At 47.2% G+C, this 18758-nt stretch carries 17 protein-coding genes and 1 riboswitch; of the genes, 5 read left to right on the top strand and 12 right to left on the bottom strand.

The features are described 5' to 3' along the window. Positions 1 to 61: 61 nt before the first annotated feature. A riboswitch (cobalamin riboswitch) is annotated at positions 62 to 253 on the bottom strand. A gap of 122 nt (positions 254 to 375) precedes the next feature. Genes ACWA2B_RS01645 through cobD form a run of 3 tightly spaced genes read right to left on the bottom strand, consistent with a single transcriptional unit; the run spans position 376 to position 3242 of the window. Beyond that, a complete protein-coding gene (locus ACWA2B_RS01645; protein ID WP_029516388.1) occupies positions 376 to 1128 on the bottom strand; it encodes a histidine phosphatase family protein in 753 nt (250 codons plus the stop codon). 49 nt (positions 1129 to 1177) lie between these two features. Continuing rightward, positions 1178 to 2149, bottom strand: a complete 972-nt coding sequence (cbiB, locus tag ACWA2B_RS01640) for an adenosylcobinamide-phosphate synthase CbiB (RefSeq protein WP_165144928.1) — start codon at positions 2147 to 2149, stop codon at positions 1178 to 1180. Continuing rightward, positions 2139 to 3242 carry a threonine-phosphate decarboxylase CobD gene (gene cobD, locus ACWA2B_RS01635; protein WP_165181812.1) on the bottom strand — a complete coding sequence of 368 codons (1104 nt, stop codon included), beginning with the start codon at positions 3240 to 3242 and terminating at the stop codon, positions 2139 to 2141. The genes cbiB and cobD overlap by 11 nt, the downstream gene beginning before the upstream one ends. A 160-nt stretch (positions 3243 to 3402) precedes the next feature. Between cobD and ACWA2B_RS01630 the strand changes: the two genes are divergently transcribed. Then, complete coding sequence (locus ACWA2B_RS01630) at positions 3403 to 4404, top strand: lipoate--protein ligase (RefSeq protein ID WP_029516385.1); 1002 nt, start codon at positions 3403 to 3405, stop codon at positions 4402 to 4404. Between the two features lie 162 nt (positions 4405 to 4566). After that, entirely contained in the window at positions 4567 to 5367 is an 801-nt protein-coding gene (locus ACWA2B_RS01625) for a Cof-type HAD-IIB family hydrolase (protein ID WP_029516384.1), read from the top strand. Between the two features lie 139 nt (positions 5368 to 5506). Here the strand turns inward: ACWA2B_RS01625 and ACWA2B_RS01620 are convergent, their stop codons facing one another. After that, positions 5507 to 6418, bottom strand: a complete 912-nt coding sequence (locus tag ACWA2B_RS01620; RefSeq protein ID WP_029516383.1) for a DMT family transporter — start codon at positions 6416 to 6418, stop codon at positions 5507 to 5509. Between the two features lie 132 nt (positions 6419 to 6550). Between ACWA2B_RS01620 and ACWA2B_RS01615 the strand changes: the two genes are divergently transcribed. After that, a complete protein-coding gene (locus ACWA2B_RS01615) occupies positions 6551 to 8044 on the top strand; it encodes an aminotransferase-like domain-containing protein (RefSeq protein ID WP_449291629.1) in 1494 nt (497 codons plus the stop codon). Between the two features lie 15 nt (positions 8045 to 8059). Here the strand turns inward: ACWA2B_RS01615 and ACWA2B_RS01610 are convergent, their stop codons facing one another. Then, positions 8060 to 8830, bottom strand: a complete 771-nt coding sequence (locus ACWA2B_RS01610) for an MBL fold metallo-hydrolase (RefSeq protein ID WP_029516381.1) — start codon at positions 8828 to 8830, stop codon at positions 8060 to 8062. 188 nt (positions 8831 to 9018) lie between these two features. Continuing rightward, positions 9019 to 10080 carry a sulfate/molybdate ABC transporter ATP-binding protein gene (locus ACWA2B_RS01605; protein WP_029516380.1) on the bottom strand — a complete coding sequence of 354 codons (1062 nt, stop codon included), beginning with the start codon at positions 10078 to 10080 and terminating at the stop codon, positions 9019 to 9021. Positions 10081 to 10301: 221 nt separating this feature from the next. Here ACWA2B_RS01605 and ACWA2B_RS01600 point away from each other — a divergent pair, with 221 nt between their 5' ends. Next, complete coding sequence (locus ACWA2B_RS01600) at positions 10302 to 10703, top strand: secondary thiamine-phosphate synthase enzyme YjbQ (protein WP_029516379.1); 402 nt, start codon at positions 10302 to 10304, stop codon at positions 10701 to 10703. A 173-nt stretch (positions 10704 to 10876) separates the two neighbouring features. Here ACWA2B_RS01600 and ACWA2B_RS01595 read toward each other — a convergent pair whose 3' ends face one another. The 3 genes from ACWA2B_RS01595 to ACWA2B_RS01585 all read right to left on the bottom strand — a co-directional run bounded on the left by ACWA2B_RS01595 (position 10877) and on the right by ACWA2B_RS01585 (position 13600). Next, positions 10877 to 11458, bottom strand: a complete 582-nt coding sequence (locus ACWA2B_RS01595; RefSeq protein ID WP_029516378.1) for a TetR/AcrR family transcriptional regulator — start codon at positions 11456 to 11458, stop codon at positions 10877 to 10879. A gap of 5 nt (positions 11459 to 11463) precedes the next feature. Next, a complete protein-coding gene (locus ACWA2B_RS01590) occupies positions 11464 to 12096 on the bottom strand; it encodes a YigZ family protein (protein WP_029516377.1) in 633 nt (210 codons plus the stop codon). Positions 12097 to 12244: 148 nt separating this feature from the next. Further along, entirely contained in the window at positions 12245 to 13600 is a 1356-nt protein-coding gene (locus ACWA2B_RS01585) for a glucose-6-phosphate isomerase (RefSeq protein WP_013369975.1), read from the bottom strand. Between the two features lie 250 nt (positions 13601 to 13850). Here ACWA2B_RS01585 and ACWA2B_RS01580 point away from each other — a divergent pair, with 250 nt between their 5' ends. Further along, positions 13851 to 14750 carry an NAD(P)-dependent oxidoreductase gene (locus tag ACWA2B_RS01580; protein WP_029516376.1) on the top strand — a complete coding sequence of 300 codons (900 nt, stop codon included), beginning with the start codon at positions 13851 to 13853 and terminating at the stop codon, positions 14748 to 14750. 108 nt (positions 14751 to 14858) lie between these two features. On the opposite strand, the gene ppnP is transcribed toward ACWA2B_RS01580, so the two are convergent. The 3 genes from ppnP to purU form a co-directional block, all read right to left on the bottom strand. Next, positions 14859 to 15173 (bottom strand): pyrimidine/purine nucleoside phosphorylase, encoded by a 315-nt coding sequence (gene ppnP, locus ACWA2B_RS01575; RefSeq protein WP_013309288.1) that lies wholly within the window; start codon positions 15171 to 15173, stop codon positions 14859 to 14861. 214 nt (positions 15174 to 15387) lie between these two features. Beyond that, on the bottom strand, positions 15388 to 17433 hold the full coding sequence (gene tkt / locus ACWA2B_RS01570) for a transketolase (RefSeq protein WP_449291628.1): 2046 nt from the start codon (positions 17431 to 17433) through the stop codon (positions 15388 to 15390). 414 nt (positions 17434 to 17847) lie between these two features. Beyond that, positions 17848 to 18747 (bottom strand): formyltetrahydrofolate deformylase, encoded by a 900-nt coding sequence (gene purU / locus ACWA2B_RS01565; protein WP_029516374.1) that lies wholly within the window; start codon positions 18745 to 18747, stop codon positions 17848 to 17850. Between the last annotated feature and the right edge of the window lie 11 nt (positions 18748 to 18758).

The following is an 18758-nucleotide window of genomic DNA, read 5'->3' as shown; positions in this document are numbered from 1 at the left end:
GCGGCAGCTTCTTTCCGCATGGACAGTCACTGCGAACACGTCATCCTTTCCTCGAAGGATTATGGTGACAGGCGGACGGGCAGGTATCCTGACTTATGGTAAAATACATGTCCTGAAATTCTTTCATATGCTTAGTAACATATAAAGAGGACTAACGGGCATGTTTCCATTTACAGTGGCGGGACCGCGCCGGATTCACACCGACTTCCCTTTTAACAGCGCAGGGAGGGAAACCATAGTTTCATCACGCTGCGCCGACCTCGTCTGCTGGATATTTGATGTAGTGATAGTCAAGCCGTTCTTTTACTTGATGATTATAGGTTAAAATGAGGCGGCTTACAACCCAAACAGCCTCTTTATCCGCTGGTGTCTAACCTAATGAGGAAGCATTTCCGCTATGTAATTGTGCGGTCCTGCCAGCCTCAATTGAATCCTTAATGCTTCTCCCGGCTTCGGATTCAGACTCCAAAAATCATGGCCCGGTATCAGCATGCAAGCTAGCTGACGAATTACGCCACCATGCGTAACGACCAAAACAGAGGGCGACGTAGCAGTCAAATCCATGGGTTGAACTTCCATAGCAACACGCCATTCATACAGAGAGTCAAGAAATTTGCGCAGACGATTTACAAAATCTGTCCAAGACTCTCCACCAGGTGGGGTGATCCGTTGCGGCTCATCAATCCAAGCCCGATACAACGACACATCCTTGAGCATGTCATACGTTTTTCCATCCCACTCGCCAAAATGAAGCTCTCGCAGACATGGTTCCATCATAGGAGGCATAGTAGATAGGGAACGCCCAGACGTCAACTCTGATTCCGGCACAATGATCTGCAAGGTCTGGCGACATCGCATTAAGTCGCTGCAATAGATTCGAGCAAAGGACTGACCTTGCAATTTTTCCTGCAAAGGCTTTAATTCCTGCTCTGCCCCCGGTAGCAAACCTAAGTCGGAGTGTCCCAGATATCGACGTTCCTTGTTCCATAAGGTTGTGCCGTGACGAACTAACACGAGCTCCATATCCCAATGCAGATCTTCTTTAGCATCATACGGCACCTTATCCTCCTGTGAGTTCGGTCTTTGTGCGTATTCTACTGTCCTTTTTGCTGCTATATCTTGTTTCAAGAAATGTCACTTCCTGCTCGATCATTATTCAGTGTGTCACTCCTCACCCTCACCGCACCCATCCCAAGGCAAAACAACCTGCGGCTCCTAACAAACACAATCCTACAAACATACTGGACACGGCGAACATCAGCTGGATCGTATGCCGTATATCTTTCGACTCTAGCGGTCGTATCCAATCCCCCATGTATGCACGAAAGGAGCGCACGCCATGATACACATTATATCCTCCAAGACGAATCCCCAATGCACCAGCAACAGCCGATTCCGGGAAGCCACTGTTCGGACTTGGGTGCAAACGAGCGTCTCGCTTGACTGTGCGCCAGCTTCTTGCAGCATCTCGTTTGTACATCAACGCCGCTATCACAAGCATTGCCGCTGTCAGGCGTGCTGGAATGTAGTTAGCCACATCATCTAGACGTGCTGAAGCCCAGCCTAAATGCAGATACTTTTCATTTTTGTAGCCAACCATGGAATCGAGCGTATTCACAGCACGATAAGCCAGCGCCAAGGGTGCTCCCCCGATCAAGGCATAAAAAAGCGGGGAAATAATCGCGTCCACGATATTTTCAGCGACCGTTTCAACCGTACCGCGTACAATCTCAGGCTCATCAAGTTGCTGCGTATCCCGCCCGACTATCATGCCCAGCTCCCGCCGTGCCGCAGCCAGGTCATCCGCCTGCAACGCTCGGTAGACTGCCATTCCTGCATCCTTTAGTCCTTTGGAAGCAATCGTGGTCGCAATCAGCACTATTTCTGCGCCGACAGATAACCACGGATGAATCCAGGCAAGCAAGTGCAACAGCGCCCAGGCGAGCGCAAAGGAGCCTCCCGCCACAATGAGTGGAAGCAGTATACCCGCACGTTTCAGCCCCCGGTCACTTCGGACCTGGCGGCGAATCAATTTTTCCAATGCCGAAATGGCATGTCCCATACCGATGACTGGATGCGGCAACCACCTCGGATCACCGATCATCCTGTCCAAAAGGTAGGCTGCCAGGATAATCAAGCTAACTGTCACGCCGCTGTTCCTCCTCCAGCACTTCACCCAATACAGATAGCAGCCTGTCGTTGGCTTCTGCATCCTTGACCGCAATCCGAAAATGGCTCGTCGTCAGTCCCGGATACATAGCACAGCTACGTATAAGAACTCCGCGTTGTCCAAGCGCCTGCTGAATAGCCGATGCACTCCACGTACCCGGCGCCCTTGCCAGCACGTAATTGGCTTCACCGGGAACGACACCGCAGCCCCATTCCGCCAAGCCGGTTAACAGACGGTTGCGCTCCGCAGCAATCAGCTCCTGTGTTTGGTGCTCATATGCTTGCCCACTTCTCAAACACGCCTCGCCAGCCAGCAACGCCAATCCATTCACACTCCAGGTCACCTGTTTGGCCGTCATTCGCCGGATATAGTCCGGATGAGCAATCGCATAACCCAATCGTAGGCCAGGAATGGCATAAAATTTGGTCATTGACCGGATCAAAATCACATGAGGATAGCGATCCAGCACAGGCAGCAGTGAGATTCGCCGTTCCAGCGGAATAAAATCAATGAATGCTTCATCCACCACCAGCACAGTACCCGTTGTGCCAGCCGCCTCTGCCAGCTCGCACAGCTCCTGCTCACTATATTGGACGCCATTTGGATTATTCGGCTGCCCGAGGAACAAAACATCTACCTGCTCCATGAGCTGAAGGATGTCCTCCACGTCCGCCTTCCATTGAAGCGAGGCCTTCCCATACACCCGGTTGACCTCAGCTCCGAATTTGCCAGCCAGCTCGGCATATTCCGAAAAACACGGCTCCACTGTACCCACACGCTTAGGAGCTAGTCCCAATAACAAGAGCGCCATGCTCTCAGCCGCTCCGTTTCCGATACTTAACGACTCCGGTGGAACATGCAGTCGCCGTGCGAGCATATTTTTAAAATTCCGATGCCCAGGGTCTGGATAGCGAATCACAGTGTCAAATGAGTGTTGCAGCGCCTCAAGCACCTCAGGCGGTGGACCAAGCGGATTAATATTTGCACTAAAATCTACAAAATCAGCAGCAGTCCCGCCAAATGTCGCCGCAGCTGTTTCCCTGTCCCCGCCATGACCGTAAACCTCTATCATTGCCTCTCATCCTTTCCGCCCGTTTCCAATCATTTAGCTCCATTATGAGGCTGCTTTTTGCGTCCCGTCAATGCAAATGAGCTTTTGTACATGGCTCACTTGGGTTACAATAGAAGGAGGCACACATAAAATTACACAGTTTATATACGGAGGAATGGACATGCTGTTCATCGACAACCAAGGGATACACGATCCAGCCATTAATCTTGCTATTGAGGAATACGCGCTCAAGCATCTACCGCTGGACGACAGCTATTTGCTGTTTTACATTAATCAGCCTTCTATTATTATAGGCAAGCATCAAAATACCATTGAAGAAATCAACGCCGAGTTTGTCAGAGATAACAATATTCAAGTCGTTCGTCGCCTGTCCGGCGGCGGTGCTGTATATCATGACCTCGGTAATTTAAATTTCAGTTTTATTACCAAGGATAACGGGGAGTCCTTTCATAATTTCCTCAAATTTACGCAACCTGTGATTGATGCTCTGCGCCAAATGGGAGTAGAAGCTGAAATGACAGGCCGCAACGATCTGCAGGTCGGAGAACGTAAAATTTCAGGAAACGCCCAATTTGCCACACGCGGACGTATGTTCAGCCACGGTACATTGATGTTTAACCTGAATCTGGACAATGTGGCTGCATCACTGCATGCCAATCCCGAAAAATTCAAATCCAAAAGCACTAAATCTGTCCGCAGTCGCGTAGCTAACATCAGCGAACTGATGGACCGTGAGATGACCATAGAGCAATTTCGCGAGGAACTGTTGCGTTTCATATTCGGATCAGAATTGGATCAAGTACCTCAATATAAGCTCACCGATACCGATTGGGCCAAAATCCATGAAATATCCAAAGAACGTTACCAATCGTGGGATTGGAACTACGGTCTATCCCCCGAGAGCAATATAAAGCACACACGTAAATTTCCAGTCGGTATTATTGATATCCGCATGGATCTTAAGGAAGGCTACATTCGTGATATTAAAATCTATGGGGATTTCTTCGGTGTGGGTGACGTTGCTGATATTGAAAATATCCTGCGCGGCAAGCGTTATGATGAAGGTGAGGTACGTCAAGCCTTATCCTCTCTCGATTTGAAGCACTATTTTGGTAATATTGAGTTGGACGATTTTGTTGGACTTGTATTTTTGGAAGACTAACCGTTACTTTTTCCCATCGTTTCAAACCAATACTTCAGTGGTTATAAGGGGACAGGCTCTTATAGGAGCCGTCCCCTTTTCCTTGCGATATTGTCATTTTGAATATTATAAGATACAATTTTAGCATTGCCCCATGATAGAGATAAAGGAGAGAATACCGATATGTATAAATTAATTGCCATTGATATTGATGATACACTCATTAACGACCAAAAAGAAGTTACACCAGCGACACAACAGGCATTAGAAGCTGCTGTAGCGAAAGGTGTGGTGGTTACCCTCGCTACTGGACGAGCTTATGCCTCTGCACACAAAATTGCTCGCCAGACTGGTTTGAACGTGCCGATCATTACGTATCAAGGAGCTTTGGTTAAAAACCTGCTGGACGAAAACGTGCTGTATGAGCGTTATGTTCCACTCGTGGCTGCACGTCGTCTGTATGAATTCTGCGTGGAACGCAATCTGCATCTACAAACGTATATTGATGACAAATTGTACACACGTGAAGATAATCAGAAAATCAAAGATTACACGGAGCTGAACAACACGGAATATTTTGTAGAGCCTGTATTCAGTAAAGTTATAGAGCAGCCGGCTCCTAAATTGCTGATTATCGACGAGCCGGAAGTGTTGGATGAATTAATTCCTGAACTTCGCGTACTGCTTGGCAATGAAGTTCACATTACAAAATCCAAGCCTCACTTTCTGGAAATTATGCACCATGAAGGCACCAAGGGTCACGCGCTTACCTTCCTTGCAAACCATTTTGGCTGTGAACTGTCGGAAACGATTGCCATCGGCGACTCTTGGAACGACCATGAAATGCTTGAATGCGCTGGTCTCGGCATAGCGATGGAGAATGCCATTCCTGATTTGAAGAAGCTGGCTGATTACATCACTCGCAGCAATAACGAAGATGGTGTTAAGCACGCCATCGACAAATTCGTACTCAATGTTGAATAAGCAAAAAGTGCCTGCTCCCATAATTCTTAAATAAAGTAATACAACAACAAAGCCTCCAAACTGTCGCATGATCAGTAACATACGACAGTTTGGAGGCCTTTTCTGTCAGATCATATAATAACCTGACCGCTATAAAATATCAGGCAGCAGAACGTAACTTACGCCTGTTCACCAAACGGATAATTCCATTGTTCATAAGGATTAGTCCGGTCACAATGAGCAGCACCCCAACCAGCATCCACCAGCTTACATGCTCTCCATACAACAACGCTCCCAAGCCCACCGCAATCGGCGGTGATATATACAGCCACGTCGTCGGAAACAGGGGATTTGTACGCTCCATGAGCCAGTAGAACAGTGTATGTGCAATCATCGAACCAAACAGGATCAGATAGAGTAAAGACCCCATGGCAGGAAGGTACTGCCACCCCTCAGAACTCCACGGTTCCGTGATCGCAGACAGTAACAGCAGCATCCATCCCCCATGGATCATTTGCGCCGCATTCAGGGCAATCGGGTTCGTTTCACGAAATACATCCATCACTCGCTTGGAATAAAGAGCTCCCCCTGAATAACACAGCTCCCCCAGCAAAATAACAAGGCATCCCGCCAGCCACAGACCACTGATCTGAACCGCCAATCCAGGCAGCACAACCAGCACCACACCAAGAAAGCTGATCATGCAGCCAACGACCGTAATCCGTGACGTTTTTTGCCGTAGCAGTACAGATTGCAAAATGACGATCATCATCGGCCCGGTAGCTGACAGAATAGCTCCGATCCCGGAGCTGACATATTGCTCTGCCCAATACAAGGCCGAAAAGGTACCGAAGGTCGTTCCTGCTCCAATCAGCAACATTTCCTTACGCCATAATAACGACCATTTCACCTTTCCGGTCAGCTTCATAGCAATAAATAATATCGCACCTGCGGCGAAAAAACGTACCCCTGCCGATAAAAACGGCGGAAGCCCGGCTTCCACTCCCACTTTTATGGCCAAAAACGTTGTGCCAAAAATAAGACACATTACTGTAAACGCGATCCCAATCATGATACGTCCCTCTCCCTTCAGTTGCTTTTAAGCATACAGGGAGACGAACAGAACAGTTGTATAACTACAGAACAGTTGTATACGTTTTTGAAGTGCTATATAGTACAATACACACAAAGGAGCGTGGATAGCATGGGTAAGAACAACAGCGAACTACTTTTTCCAGCCGATCATGCCTTAAAGCTGTATGAGCAGGTTATCCATTATGTAGCTGTGCGGATCGATCGCGGGGATTGGCAAACAGACATGAAGCTGCCGTCCGTACGAAGCTTGGCTCAGGAGCTGGGTGTACATCGGCTAACTGTTTTCCGGGCATATCAGGAGTTGAAGCAACGAGGACTGGTCTATGTAAGGGACAAATCAGGATATTACGTTCATGCTTCCCAAGCGACTGGACATGCAAAATATGCTGGCTACTCGAGACATACGTCCATAGACCTCACGATTCACTCCAAATCTGCCCATGCGGCAGATGATCCGTCAGTTTCAGCCTGGAGAGGAATGGATGGACTTACCCGCGTTCAATCAGTGAATGCGAATTTCCAGTTTTCCAAAGCGCTGATTGACCCCTCTCTCCTGCCCAACCGATTTTGGGGAGAGCTGATGATGCAGGTTTTTGAAAAGCATCCGAAAGTAGCAGCCACCTATTCCGCTGTACAGGGTGATACCGAGCTTCGGGAGGCCATGGCGCAGCATTTTAGCGTGGATAAGCATTTTGCTTTATCACCGGATGAAGTGATGATTACCTCGGGAGCACAGCAAGCCATTGATTTAATTGCCCGATCTCTGCTCCATACAGGAGACCGTGTATTGATCGAACGCCCTGCTTATGGTCCTGCCATGGAAATATTCCGCAGACAAGGCGCACGTCTGACCATGACCGATATTCGACCAGAAGGATATGATATGGACCAGATTGAGTGGTGCATGAAAACGGAAAAACCACGTCTCTTTTATATGAATCCGACATTCCACAACCCGACGGGCTTTACGGTCCCCGATGAGCAACGCAAACGACTGCCTGAACTAGCCGAGCGCTACGGCTGCCTCATTGTTGAGGATGACAGCACCTATGACATCAGCTTTGGGCAAAAGCCTCCTTCTCCGATTTTCGCCTATGATGTTTCGGGAAGCGTCGTCTACATTCGAAGTTACAGTAAATATGTCGCACCCGGTCTACGAATCGCAGCCGTGACCTGCCGACCACAGCTCATGAACAGCCTGCTCAACGTCAAAGCGTTGGTGGACAATGGATCGCCACTGCTGAATCAAAAGCTATTTTTAGAATACTTTCAATCTCCACGTATGCAGCAGCATATTAAAAAACTATGTATCGCGCTCCAGATTCGTAAGGAAACGATGGAAGACAGTCTCCGCGATTCCGGTTGGACATGGACCAGCCCAGCGGGAGGACTCAACCTGTGGCTCCAGCTGCCTTCTACGTTGAAACCTAATGAATTACTTGCCAAAAGTGTACAAGAATCTGTATCCTTTGTCCCCGGCAATGTATTTGATCCCATCGGCGCAGAGGGTAAAACGCATGTACGACTGTCCTATTCATACGCCAACGAGCTACAAATCAAAGAAGGAATCTCCGCCCTTCTACGTATCAGTCGAACGATGTAAAGGTAAAATGCACCTTTATTCTAACGGCAAACTCATGCCGGTGTGTGCCAAACTAATCCCTTCCAGAAGCCCATAATTGCGTGTGACATCCACATCATGGGACATATGTGTAAACACTGTGCTTTGGGGCTTAAGCCTTCCTATAAGCTCCTGTGCCTCCAGCATGTCATATACAGAGCGGGTGGCATACTCGGCCTCCTCATGATAAAAACTCGTTCCCAGGACGAGCAAATTCAGATTGTGCAAAGGCAGAATTTCCGCCTCATTTAATCCAATCGAATCCGAACAGTAGGCCCACGAGAAGCCGTCCTTTTCCAGGCGATAAGCGTAGGCATATCCGTTCTTCCCGTGATTCACACGCCATCCCCGGATATTCCACCCGCCAAGTTGGGCTCCCTGATCTACTGGAATAAGATCCAAATTTCCAGAGAGCCAGGAAAATTGCCGCAAGATCGTGTCGATCACTTCCTGTGGCGCGTACAATCGACCTCTGTTCCCAGTCCAGCGACAGGCATCTGCCCATTCTGGTAATCCTCCAATATGGTCAAAATGTGCATGTGTCACAAGGATCGTAGGGATAAAACGCAGATCGCGTAATTCTAGCTGTCTGCGCCAGTCCGGGCCACAATCAATCATAAAGTCCTCCGTCTCGCTTTCGATCAGCACAGACGATCTCAATCTTATGTTCGCCCCTGTCGTGCGAGCTTCTGTGCATACGAGACAATCACAATATACACGCGGAACCCCCATTGCATCCCCCGTGCCAAGAAAAATAAGCCGATTCATGGTTTAACTCCTATCTATTTGGGTCTTTTTACTACTATTATAACGAACAGACCGATTCTACGTAAATCATCTGCGTAAATCCTTCCAGCGTCCAACGCCAAAAGGAGCATGCCCAAAGCCGTGAAATCAGGCTAGACATCCCCCAAGCGTGATCATATATATTTGAGAATTTTGCAAAAGCCTGATTTTTAAATGATGATAGGCATGGGATCTTCCTTCAGGCGGTTTTCCACCATCCAGCTGGACTGGTCATTATATAGATAGGCTCGATGCACCAACACTCGCACCTGCTGACCAGGTTCCAGCGTAGACTTCTCCAGCGAACGGTACGTCATGAGACGATGGTCCCCAACTTGTACTTCAACCATCCACTCACTTCCACGAAAATGCAAATGCTTCACTACGCCTTCCTCGGTCGCCGACAGAAGCGTAAATTCCTCGCTTGGCCCGACATCAATATACTCCGGACGGATCAAGGCACGTGTTCCCACTCCAGCAGCTTCTTCGAAGCCTTTGAGACTGCCTGCCTGTTCAATCACCGTAGATTCCCCAATGAAGGAAGCCACGAACGGGGTACCCGGTTTTTTATAAATATCCCAAGGCGTTCCCTTCTGCTCCAGTCGTCCCTGATTAATCACCATAATTTCATCCGCTACTTCAATCGCCTCATCCTGATCATGGGTGACAAAAATTGAAGTAATGCCCACCCGCTCAATCAACTCTCGCAGCCAGGTGCGCAGCTCCTGACGAATCTTGGCATCAATAGCTGCAAAAGGCTCATCCAACAGCAGCAATTGAGGCTCTGGTGCCAAAGCACGCGCAAAAGCAACTCGCTGTCGCTGTCCACCTGACAACTGATGCGGATAACGATGCTCAAATCCTTTGAGCCCCGTTAGTTCGACCAACTCCGTGACCCGTTCCTTGATACGGGTTTTGGAGCTTTTTTTCACTTTCAGACCAAAGGCAATATTGTCGTAGACGCTCATGTGCTTGAACAAAGCATAGTTTTGAAATACAAATCCGATTCCACGTTCCTGCGGGGACAGCTCGTTTACCCTTTTTCCATGAAAATGAATTTCTCCCGCATCCGGTTGCTCCAGACCCGCCAAAATGCGAAGAATGGAGGTTTTCCCCCCACCACTTGGACCGAGTAAGCCAATAAGATGGCCCGCCTGAATATCAAAAGATACGTCCTTTACTGCATGAAAATTACCGAAATGCTTGTTTAATCCTCTTACTTCCACATGCATATCCGTACACTTCCTTTCCGCTTCTGGACCTGTTCAGGAACAGCAGCAGCCTTGCTTACCGCAAAGCACGTACCTCATTTAAAATCATTTAATTATTCCAATGCATATACTATGTTTTTTCTTATGTGATACTTTATCAAAGGAAAGTAATTTTCGTCAACTCTATATATTATATTAGGAATTAAAAGGGTAAAGTATTAGGAAGAAAGGAGATGGAGTTATTGTTGCATACTTTAGAATTATCCACTACACGGCGAGATGAAATTCGTGATATTACACGAGAGGTTGCTTCATTGATCGAAAAAAGCGGGGTGCAACAAGGAACCGCACTTGTTTATTGTCCACACACGACAGCCGGCATCGCCATTAATGAAAATGCAGACCCAGATGTCAAACATGATGTGATGTTAAGACTAGATGAAGTCTATCCGTGGGAGCATCCCCAATATCGCCATATGGAGGGAAATACAGCGTCCCACCTAAAATCCATCACGACAGGCCCCTCACAAACGATCATCATCCATGATGGAAAGCTGTTGCTCGGACGATGGCAAGGACTTTATTTTTGTGAATTCGACGGACCACGCAGACGTCAATACCATGTGAAAATTATGAAGGGCTGACGGAAACGGGTAAAAAAACAGACCATGATGTTTTCCTACTGGATGCATCATCGTCTGTTAAATTCTTAGTCGCTTTCGCAAAGTACCGTAATGATAAGTCACCGTCATGAAGTGCATACACCTAGAAAAGCGCCCTACATGTTCATGGGTGAAGCGTGTGAATGCAGGTACGCTCATAGGTGTCTGCACAGCAGCTTTACATGTGCTAAAGCAGCGGGCCTAATTTCTTCAAATGTTAAACCGTCCTGAATATAAAAGGATACAAAGCCATGCATGGATAAAAACAGACTTTTCGGTACCCTTGAGCAATCTTCCTCCGAATGCCCCTGACCACTCAATTCTTGACGGATCATGGATGCAAATAGTTCGACACAACGGTTTTGCTCTGTGCGACAGTATGCAAATAGTTCTTCATCGTGCATCATGAACATAATTTCGTATTGATATGGATTTTCCAAACCAAAACGGATAAATTCCAGCATCAAGTACTCTAGTCTGCTCAAGCCATCATCAGGTGTGCCTGTTGCTGCTTGCAGTAGAATCCCACGCAATGTATTAAAATCTTCAATCACAATGGCATAGAACAGTTCAGCCTTCTCTTTAAAATGATAGTATAACGAACCATGACTGTAACCCAGATGCTGGCCAATGCTGCGCATTGAAATCGCACGGTAGCCCTTGGTAATAAACAAGTGCCTGGCCGCTTCCAGAATCCGCCCTCTTGACAACTCCTGTTCTACTGCTCTTCTAGCCATATTATTTATTCCCCTTCAATAAAGTAAAGCTGCTCTCCCTCCGACACAAGCGATTGCCCCTGCGTCAAGTCTGTTATCCAGTTGCTAAAGGATTCCGCATCACCAGCCAGCGGCAGACAGGTTAAGGTAACTTTATCCGTAAACATTGTTTCTCCAGTGCGGATGCTGCGATTGCGTAATTCATTTTCCACTTTGCCCAACCAGGTATAATCCAATTCTACAAAAACTTCACGATGCAGCACACGCGTAATTGCATCCCCTGCCTCGATTGCTGCAACAGCACCATCTGAATACGCGCGAATCAGACCGCCTGCTCCCAGCAAAATCCCACCAAAGTAACGGGTAACAACAATAGCGACATTTTTCAGCTTCTGGTTGCGGATCACCTCCAAAATAGGCTTTCCAGCCGTACCGCTCGGTTCTCCGTCATCCGATTGCTTTTGGATTTCGTCTCTTTCCCCAATCATGTAAGCAGAACAATTATGGGTAGCGTTCCAATGCTCTTTTTTGATGCGCTCTATGAAAGCAACTGCTTCTTCCTCAGTTTGAACAGGCTGAATATGGCCGATAAAACGGGATTTTCGGATCACAATTTCCTTGTTGCCGGCACCGCGTACGGTTCGGTATTGTTCCAACATACACGTATAACCTTCCTTACTTCATTTTACAAGAAAGCAGTCCCCCGCTACTGGCAGCTGGTGAACTGCTTTCCTGTACTTTAATTGCTGCTATACACTATAACACTTCTGACCGAAATCCTGTTTCGCATCAGAGATTACAGCACTCTTATTCAGACAATCTCGCTTCAAGCTCAGCTTTTTCTTTTTCGAAGCCTGGTTTACCGAGCAGCGCAAACATGTTCTTCTTGTAAGCTTCTACGCCCGGTTGATCGAACGGATTTACACCCAACAGGTAGCCGCTGATGCCGCAAGCTTTTTCGAAGAAATAAGCAAGATAGCCGAAAGAGTAAGGGCTTAAGTCAGGAATATTTACAATCAAGTTCGGTACTTGTCCGTCTGTGTGAGCCAGCAATGTACCTTGGAATGCTTTTTTATTTACAAAATCCACAGTTTTGCCTGCCAGGAAATTCAGTCCGTCCAGATCATCCTCATCTGCTTCGATGGTGATGTGACTAGGTACATTTTCTACTTGGATTACCGTTTCGAAAATATTGCGGCTGCCTTCCTGAATGAATTGTCCCATGGAGTGCAGGTCTGTCGAGAAATCAACAGAAGCAGGATAAATGCCTTTGTAATCCTTGCCTTCGCTTTCTCCGTACAACTGTTTCCACCACTCGGATACAAAATGAAGAGACGGCTCATAGTTTACGAGAATTTCAATTGCTTTACCTTTGCGGTACAAAGCGTTACGAACGGCTGCATATTGATAAGCCTCGTTCTCAGCTACATTCGGGTTGCTGTATTCTTTGGAAGCGTCTGCCGCCCCCTGCATCATTTCTTCGATGTTAATGCCTGCAGTAGCAATCGGCAACAAGCCTACTGCTGTCAGCACAGAGTAACGACCACCCACATCATCAGGAATAATGAAAGATTCGTAGCCTTCTTCGTTAGCCAGTTTTTTCAAAGCGCCACGTTCTTTATCGGTCGTTGCATAAATACGTTTGCGCGCTTCTTCTTTACCGTATTTTTTCTCCAGAGCTGCACGGAATACGCGGAATGCGATAGCTGGCTCTGTTGTCGTACCTGATTTGGAAATGACGTTCACAGAGAAGTCTTTACCTTCAATCAGTTCCAACAGATGATTCACATATGTAGAGCTGATGTTGTTGCCTGCAAAATAGATAGCTGGGCCCTTGCGTTGATCTTTAGGCAGTGCATTGTAGAAAGAATGCGACAGCATTTCGATCGCAGCACGTGCTCCAAGGTAAGAACCGCCGATACCGATTACGATCAGTACTTCGGAATCGCTTTGAATTTTAGCAGCAGCCTTTTGGATGCGCGCAAACTCTTCTTTATCATAATTGGTAGGCAGGTCGATCCAACCTAAGAAATCGGAACCTACACCGGTTTGGTTGTGCAGTTGCTCATGAGCCAGCTTGATAGGCTCTGCAAAATAATCAATTTCGTGCTGACCTACAAAGGAGAGAGCTTTAGTGTAATCAAAAATAACTTTTTTAGACATGTTTGGAACCTCCTGTTTGGTATTACTAAGACCATGAATACGAACATAAGGACTTAGGAATAGGATACTTTAATTTGCTGGGCCTGACAAGCTTGCGTTACCTATGTATCCTGTGCTTGACAGCCCCTCCTGTAGATAGGGTAGCATGCCCATGCTACAATTAACTGAGATCAACCTGTTTCAATATTCAATTCAGGGCCGACACGCATCTGCATCGGACGGCAACTTCCAACAAGAAAGGTGATTAGCAATGAAAAACATCGGATTTATCGGACTGGGCACCATGGGCGCCCCGATGGCATCCAATCTGCTAAAGCAGGGATTCGGAGTCACAGTTTATAATCGCACCGCTTCGCGCTGCGAGCCACTGGAAGAGCAAGGCGCACGTACAGCTTCAACCCCTCGTGAAGCAGCTGAAGGTCAGCACTTGGTCATTACCATGGTCAGTGATGATCATTCCATTCGTGACATCTATTACGGCGAAGACGGTGTGTTTGCCGGCCTTACGGCTGGCATGACCGTGATGGACAACAGCACGATTTCACCTGAGCTGGTCAAACAACTAGCCGCCGAAGCGGACAAGCTGGGCTGTTCCTTCATTGATGCTCCCGTAACAGGCAGTAAGCCTGCCGCTGTAGACGGCACACTCGTGTTCATGGTTGGTGGTAATGCAGAAGCCATTGCGGCACAATCAGATGTTTTTGATACCCTGGGCAAAAAGGTACTTCATATGGGACCTAATGGAAGCGGGGCCGTAGCCAAGCTCGCTCATAATACGATGGTCGGTATTCATAACCTCGCTCTGGCTGAAGGCTTTGCTATCGCGGCTAAATCCGGCATCCCGGCAGACAGCTTCCTTGAATTGGTACAACTCGGATCGGCAGGCAGCAAGGCCGCTGACCTGAAAGGGCGCAAAATCATTGAGCATGATTTTAGCAACCAGTTCTCACTTGCCTTGATGCTTAAGGACTTGAAGCTTGCTTCCTCACTAACAGACAGCCTGTCCATCCCCGCACCTATGTTATCCATTGCCAAAAGCCTATTTCAAGCCGGGCAAACGCAAGGCTACGGCGACGAGGACCTATCCGCTGTCGTGAAGACATACGAAGCATGGATTGGCCGCACCATTGGTGGTCAACCTCTCGAATAAGCTGTACCTTTCTGTGTAACTATACTGCTGTGCTTGTGTACATATGGCATAGCTTTAGGGTAAGCACACTTAGCTTGAAGGCTGAGTGTGCTTACCCGTTTTAGCTTACTATTCGGGATAAGAACAGCAATAATCAGTTACACTTCGTACTTCCAGCTTGAAGGAAGACTTTGCAGGTACGTGAAAGGTTGCTGTCCCTTGTATTTCCAGCCATTCCTCAGTACCTGGAAGTAACACTCTCAGATCCCCTGCCAAAATCTCCATAATCTCACGGGAATCCGTGCCGAACTCGTACGTTCCTGGCAGCATAATCCCCAGTGTAACCTTACTACCGTCACCCAGGATGACTGTACGGCTTGTAACCTGACCATCGTAATAAACGTTTGCTTTTTTAACTACGCTTACTCCATCAAACTGTGTCATTCGTTATCCCCTCATCTGCTCTCAATGGTTGAATGAATATTGGTGCATCATAACATAGATTTGATTCCAGCTTCAGTATGAAAATACACACTGTATCACGTATACAATACACTGGAATTCCAAAGTGATCTTTTCGCAAAACATCAACTGTATGAAACAAACAGCCGTAAGCCTTACTCAGGTTACGACTGTCTGTTTTAGATGCTCCAATGTTTTATTTCAACAAAGCTTTCACACGGCTAACAACACTCTCTACTGTAAAGCCGTATTCCTTAATCACGCGATCGCCAGGTGCGGATGCGCCGAATGTACTGATACCGAGAATGTCGCCTTGGTCGCCAACATATTTTTCCCAGCCCAGTGGATATGCCATTTCTACAGCCAAACGAGCTTTCACTTCTGGCAGCAGAACGGAATCTTTGTATGCTTTGTCTTGTTTTTCGAACAGATCCCAGCTTGGGAAGCTGATAACACGTACTTGAATACCTTGTTCTGCCAGTGCTTCCTGAGCTTTAACAGCCAATTGCACTTCGGAGCCTGTAGCTAGAATTTGAGCAACTGGCTTGCCATCTGTTGCATCTGCAACCACATAAGCACCGCGTTTGATACCTTCGCGTGCATGCTCAGCACTAGCAGCCAGGATTGGCAGGTTTTGACGAGTTAATACCAGAGCAACCGGGTTTTTCTTGTTTTCCAGCGTGTAAGCCCAAGCAGCAGAAGTTTCATTACCGTCCGCTGGACGAATTACTGTCAAGTTCGGGATAATACGCAGGGAAGCCAATTGCTCGATCGGCTCATGAGTCGGACCATCTTCACCTACAGCAATACTGTCGTGAGTCAGAACGTAGGTTACAGGCAATCCCATCAGAGCTGCCAGACGAACGGCTGGACGCAGATAGTCTGTAAATACGAAGAATGTACCGCCGAATACTTTTACACCTTGGTGCAACGCCATACCGTTCATCGCAGCAGCCATACCAAATTCGCGGATACCGAAATAGATGTTACGGCCGGCGTAGTCTTCTGGCGTAAAGTTCGTCAGGTTGTTCAAATGTGTCATTGTGGAGCTCTCCAGATCGGCAGAACCGCCTGTCAGGAAAGGTACGTTTGGAGCCAATCCGTTCAAAGCATTACCAGAAGCTACACGAGTCGAAACGGCTTTGTCTTCAGTCGTGTACTTCGGAAGGTCACGATCCCATCCTTCTGGGAGATCGCCGTTTACAGCTGTTTCGAACTGAGCTGCCAAATCAGGGTGAGCAGCTTTGTATTTGGCGAACTGTTCATCCCATGCTTTGTTCGCTGCGATACCGCGCTCTTTTACTTTAGCAAAATGCTCGCGAACCTCTTGTGGTACGTGGAAGTCCTCTTCGTATACCCATTTGTAGAATTCTTTAGTCAGCTTGGCTTCTTCTGATCCCAGTGGGGAACCATGAGTACCGCCGTGTCCGCCTTTACCTTGTTTGTTCGGGCTTCCGTAGCCGATGACTGTCTTCACTTCAATCAACGTAGGACGTGTCGAGTCGCCTTGCGCTTCTTCAATGGCTTTTTGGATGGCTGGAAGGTCGTTACCATCTTCTACGCGCAGTACTTGCCAGTTGTAAGCTTCAAAGCGTTTGGCAACACTCTCGGAAGAGGACAGATTAAGCTTGCCGTCCAGTGTAATATCATTGGAATCAAACAATACGATCAGTTTGCCCAGTTGTAAGCGACCAGCCAGCGAAGCAGCCTCGTGGGAAATACCTTCCATCAGATCGCCATCGCCGCAAATTGCATATGTGAAGTGATCTACAACTTTAAATTCGTCCTTATTATAGGTTGCGCCCAGTTGAGCTTCAGCCATTGCCATACCTACGGACATTGCTAGACCTTGTCCCAGAGGACCGGTTGTAGCATCTACACCAGCAGTGTGGCCAAACTCAGGGTGGCCCGGTGTAAGGCTGCCCCATTGACGGAATTGTTTCAGTTCTTCCATAGGAAGATCATAGCCGCTCAGGTGCAGAAGGCTGTATAGCAACATGGAACCGTGTCCTGCAGACAATACAAAACGGTCACGGTTAACCCATGTAGGTTGATCGGGATTATGATTCATCGTTTTAGCAAAAAGTTGGTATCCCATTGGCGCGGAGCCCATCGGCATACCAGGATGTCCCGAGTTTGCTTTCTCGATGGCATCAATTGCCAACGTACGAATAGTTGTGATGGACAAATTGTCGATCGTGGAGTTTTCATCCTTTTGAATCGCTTGGTTCTGGTCAGTCATGGTTAGCCTCCTCATATTGTAAAAAGTATGTCAATTGCATTCGGTCATACTCCCCAACATCACCGCCTGATACAAAAACGATATCTGTTGAAGTGAGTGAATCTGCTTGAATGTTTCAATATGACTTATACATTCTTAAGTATTGTACCATTTGCCGTGAAAGTTTGCCAGATCGTTTATAAAGATGATTGTGGGAAATGTAGTACCGTGTCCTCATATAAATATACCCGTAATGTATTAACCTCATTTAAAAAAATATAAAATCACAAAAATATTATGTACTGACCGGCTATAAGGCTAATAATTCACATGAGGATTTTGCAAAATCCTTATATAAAAAAACAAAGCCCGTTATGCGATGGGCTTTGTTTAACAAAAAATATAGATTCACAAATTTTTCCTAAAATTTTAAGATTAGTTAAAAACGACTGTTTTGTTCTCATGAACCAGAATACGATCCTCTGCATGCCACTTCACGGCTCTTGCCAAAACGACCCGCTCTATGGTGCGACCGATCCGTTTTAGCTCATTTACATCATCTCCGTGGCTTACACGCTGCACGTCCTGCTCAATGATCGGGCCGCCGTCCAATTCTTCAGTTACATAATGCGCAGTAGCACCAATAATTTTCACACCGCGATTATAGGCTTGGGCATATGGCTTCCCACCCACGAATGCAGGCAGAAAGGAATGATGGATATTGATAATTCGGTTGCGATAATGCTCAATAAACTTGGGAGATATAATCTGCATGTAACGGGCCAAAATGATAACGTCTATCTCTTCGCCAATAACCTCTAGTTGGCGACGCTCCGCCTCCGGCTTGGTATCGGCGGTTACCGGAATATGGTGATATGGGATACCAAACGATTCCACATACTCCTTCATATCCGGATGATTACTAACCACCAATGAAATATCCGCGTCCAGATCTCCTGCCTGCCATTGCCACAGCAGTTCTACCAAACAGTGATCTTCTTTGGAAACGAAAATAGCCAGTTTTTTCTTGCGGCTAACCGCAGAAATCGTCCACTCCATACGGAATTGCTCAGCAACAGCGGCAAAATCCTGCTCCAACTGTGGCTGGGTTGCACTCAAATTCGGCAGATCAAATTCAATCCGCATAAAAAACATACCGCCCGACGGGTCCATTGTATATTGGTCAGATTGAACGATATTGGCCCCATGCTCGTACAAAAAACGGGACACGGCCGCTACAATACCTGGTCCATCTGGACAAGATACAAGCATACGCGCGCGGTTTTCATGGGCAGATAGAGTGCTATTTGGCTGATGTTTTACGTGAATTTCCATGTGGCTATTAA

This window comes from Paenibacillus sp. CMM36 (genome assembly GCF_053570945.1).
Note: the sequence above shows the minus strand (reverse complement) of the source record. Positions and strands in the feature narration are given on the sequence as shown.

Excerpts from the sequence above, each read along its gene's own strand:
- ACWA2B_RS01595 (WP_029516378.1), bottom strand. The coding sequence starts at position 11,458 with ATGGCTAGAAGAGCAGTAGAACAGGAGTTGTCAAGAGGGCGGATTCTG.
- ACWA2B_RS01585 (WP_013369975.1), bottom strand. The coding sequence starts at position 13,600 with ATGTCTAAAAAAGTTATTTTTGATTACACTAAAGCTCTCTCCTTTGTA.
- ACWA2B_RS01590 (WP_029516377.1), bottom strand. The coding sequence starts at position 12,096 with ATGTTGGAACAATACCGAACCGTACGCGGTGCCGGCAACAAGGAAATT.
- ACWA2B_RS01615 (WP_449291629.1), top strand. The coding sequence starts at position 6,551 with ATGGGTAAGAACAACAGCGAACTACTTTTTCCAGCCGATCATGCCTTA.
- cobD (WP_165181812.1), bottom strand. The coding sequence starts at position 3,242 with ATGATAGAGGTTTACGGTCATGGCGGGGACAGGGAAACAGCTGCGGCG.
- ACWA2B_RS01625 (WP_029516384.1), top strand. The coding sequence starts at position 4,567 with ATGTATAAATTAATTGCCATTGATATTGATGATACACTCATTAACGAC.
- ppnP (WP_013309288.1), bottom strand. The coding sequence starts at position 15,173 with ATGACACAGTTTGATGGAGTAAGCGTAGTTAAAAAAGCAAACGTTTAT.
- ACWA2B_RS01605 (WP_029516380.1), bottom strand. The coding sequence starts at position 10,080 with ATGCATGTGGAAGTAAGAGGATTAAACAAGCATTTCGGTAATTTTCAT.
- ACWA2B_RS01580 (WP_029516376.1), top strand. The coding sequence starts at position 13,851 with ATGAAAAACATCGGATTTATCGGACTGGGCACCATGGGCGCCCCGATG.
- tkt (WP_449291628.1), bottom strand. The coding sequence starts at position 17,433 with ATGACTGACCAGAACCAAGCGATTCAAAAGGATGAAAACTCCACGATC.
- ACWA2B_RS01620 (WP_029516383.1), bottom strand. The coding sequence starts at position 6,418 with ATGATTGGGATCGCGTTTACAGTAATGTGTCTTATTTTTGGCACAACG.
- ACWA2B_RS01630 (WP_029516385.1), top strand. The coding sequence starts at position 3,403 with ATGCTGTTCATCGACAACCAAGGGATACACGATCCAGCCATTAATCTT.
- purU (WP_029516374.1), bottom strand. The coding sequence starts at position 18,747 with ATGGAAATTCACGTAAAACATCAGCCAAATAGCACTCTATCTGCCCAT.
- ACWA2B_RS01610 (WP_029516381.1), bottom strand. The coding sequence starts at position 8,830 with ATGAATCGGCTTATTTTTCTTGGCACGGGGGATGCAATGGGGGTTCCG.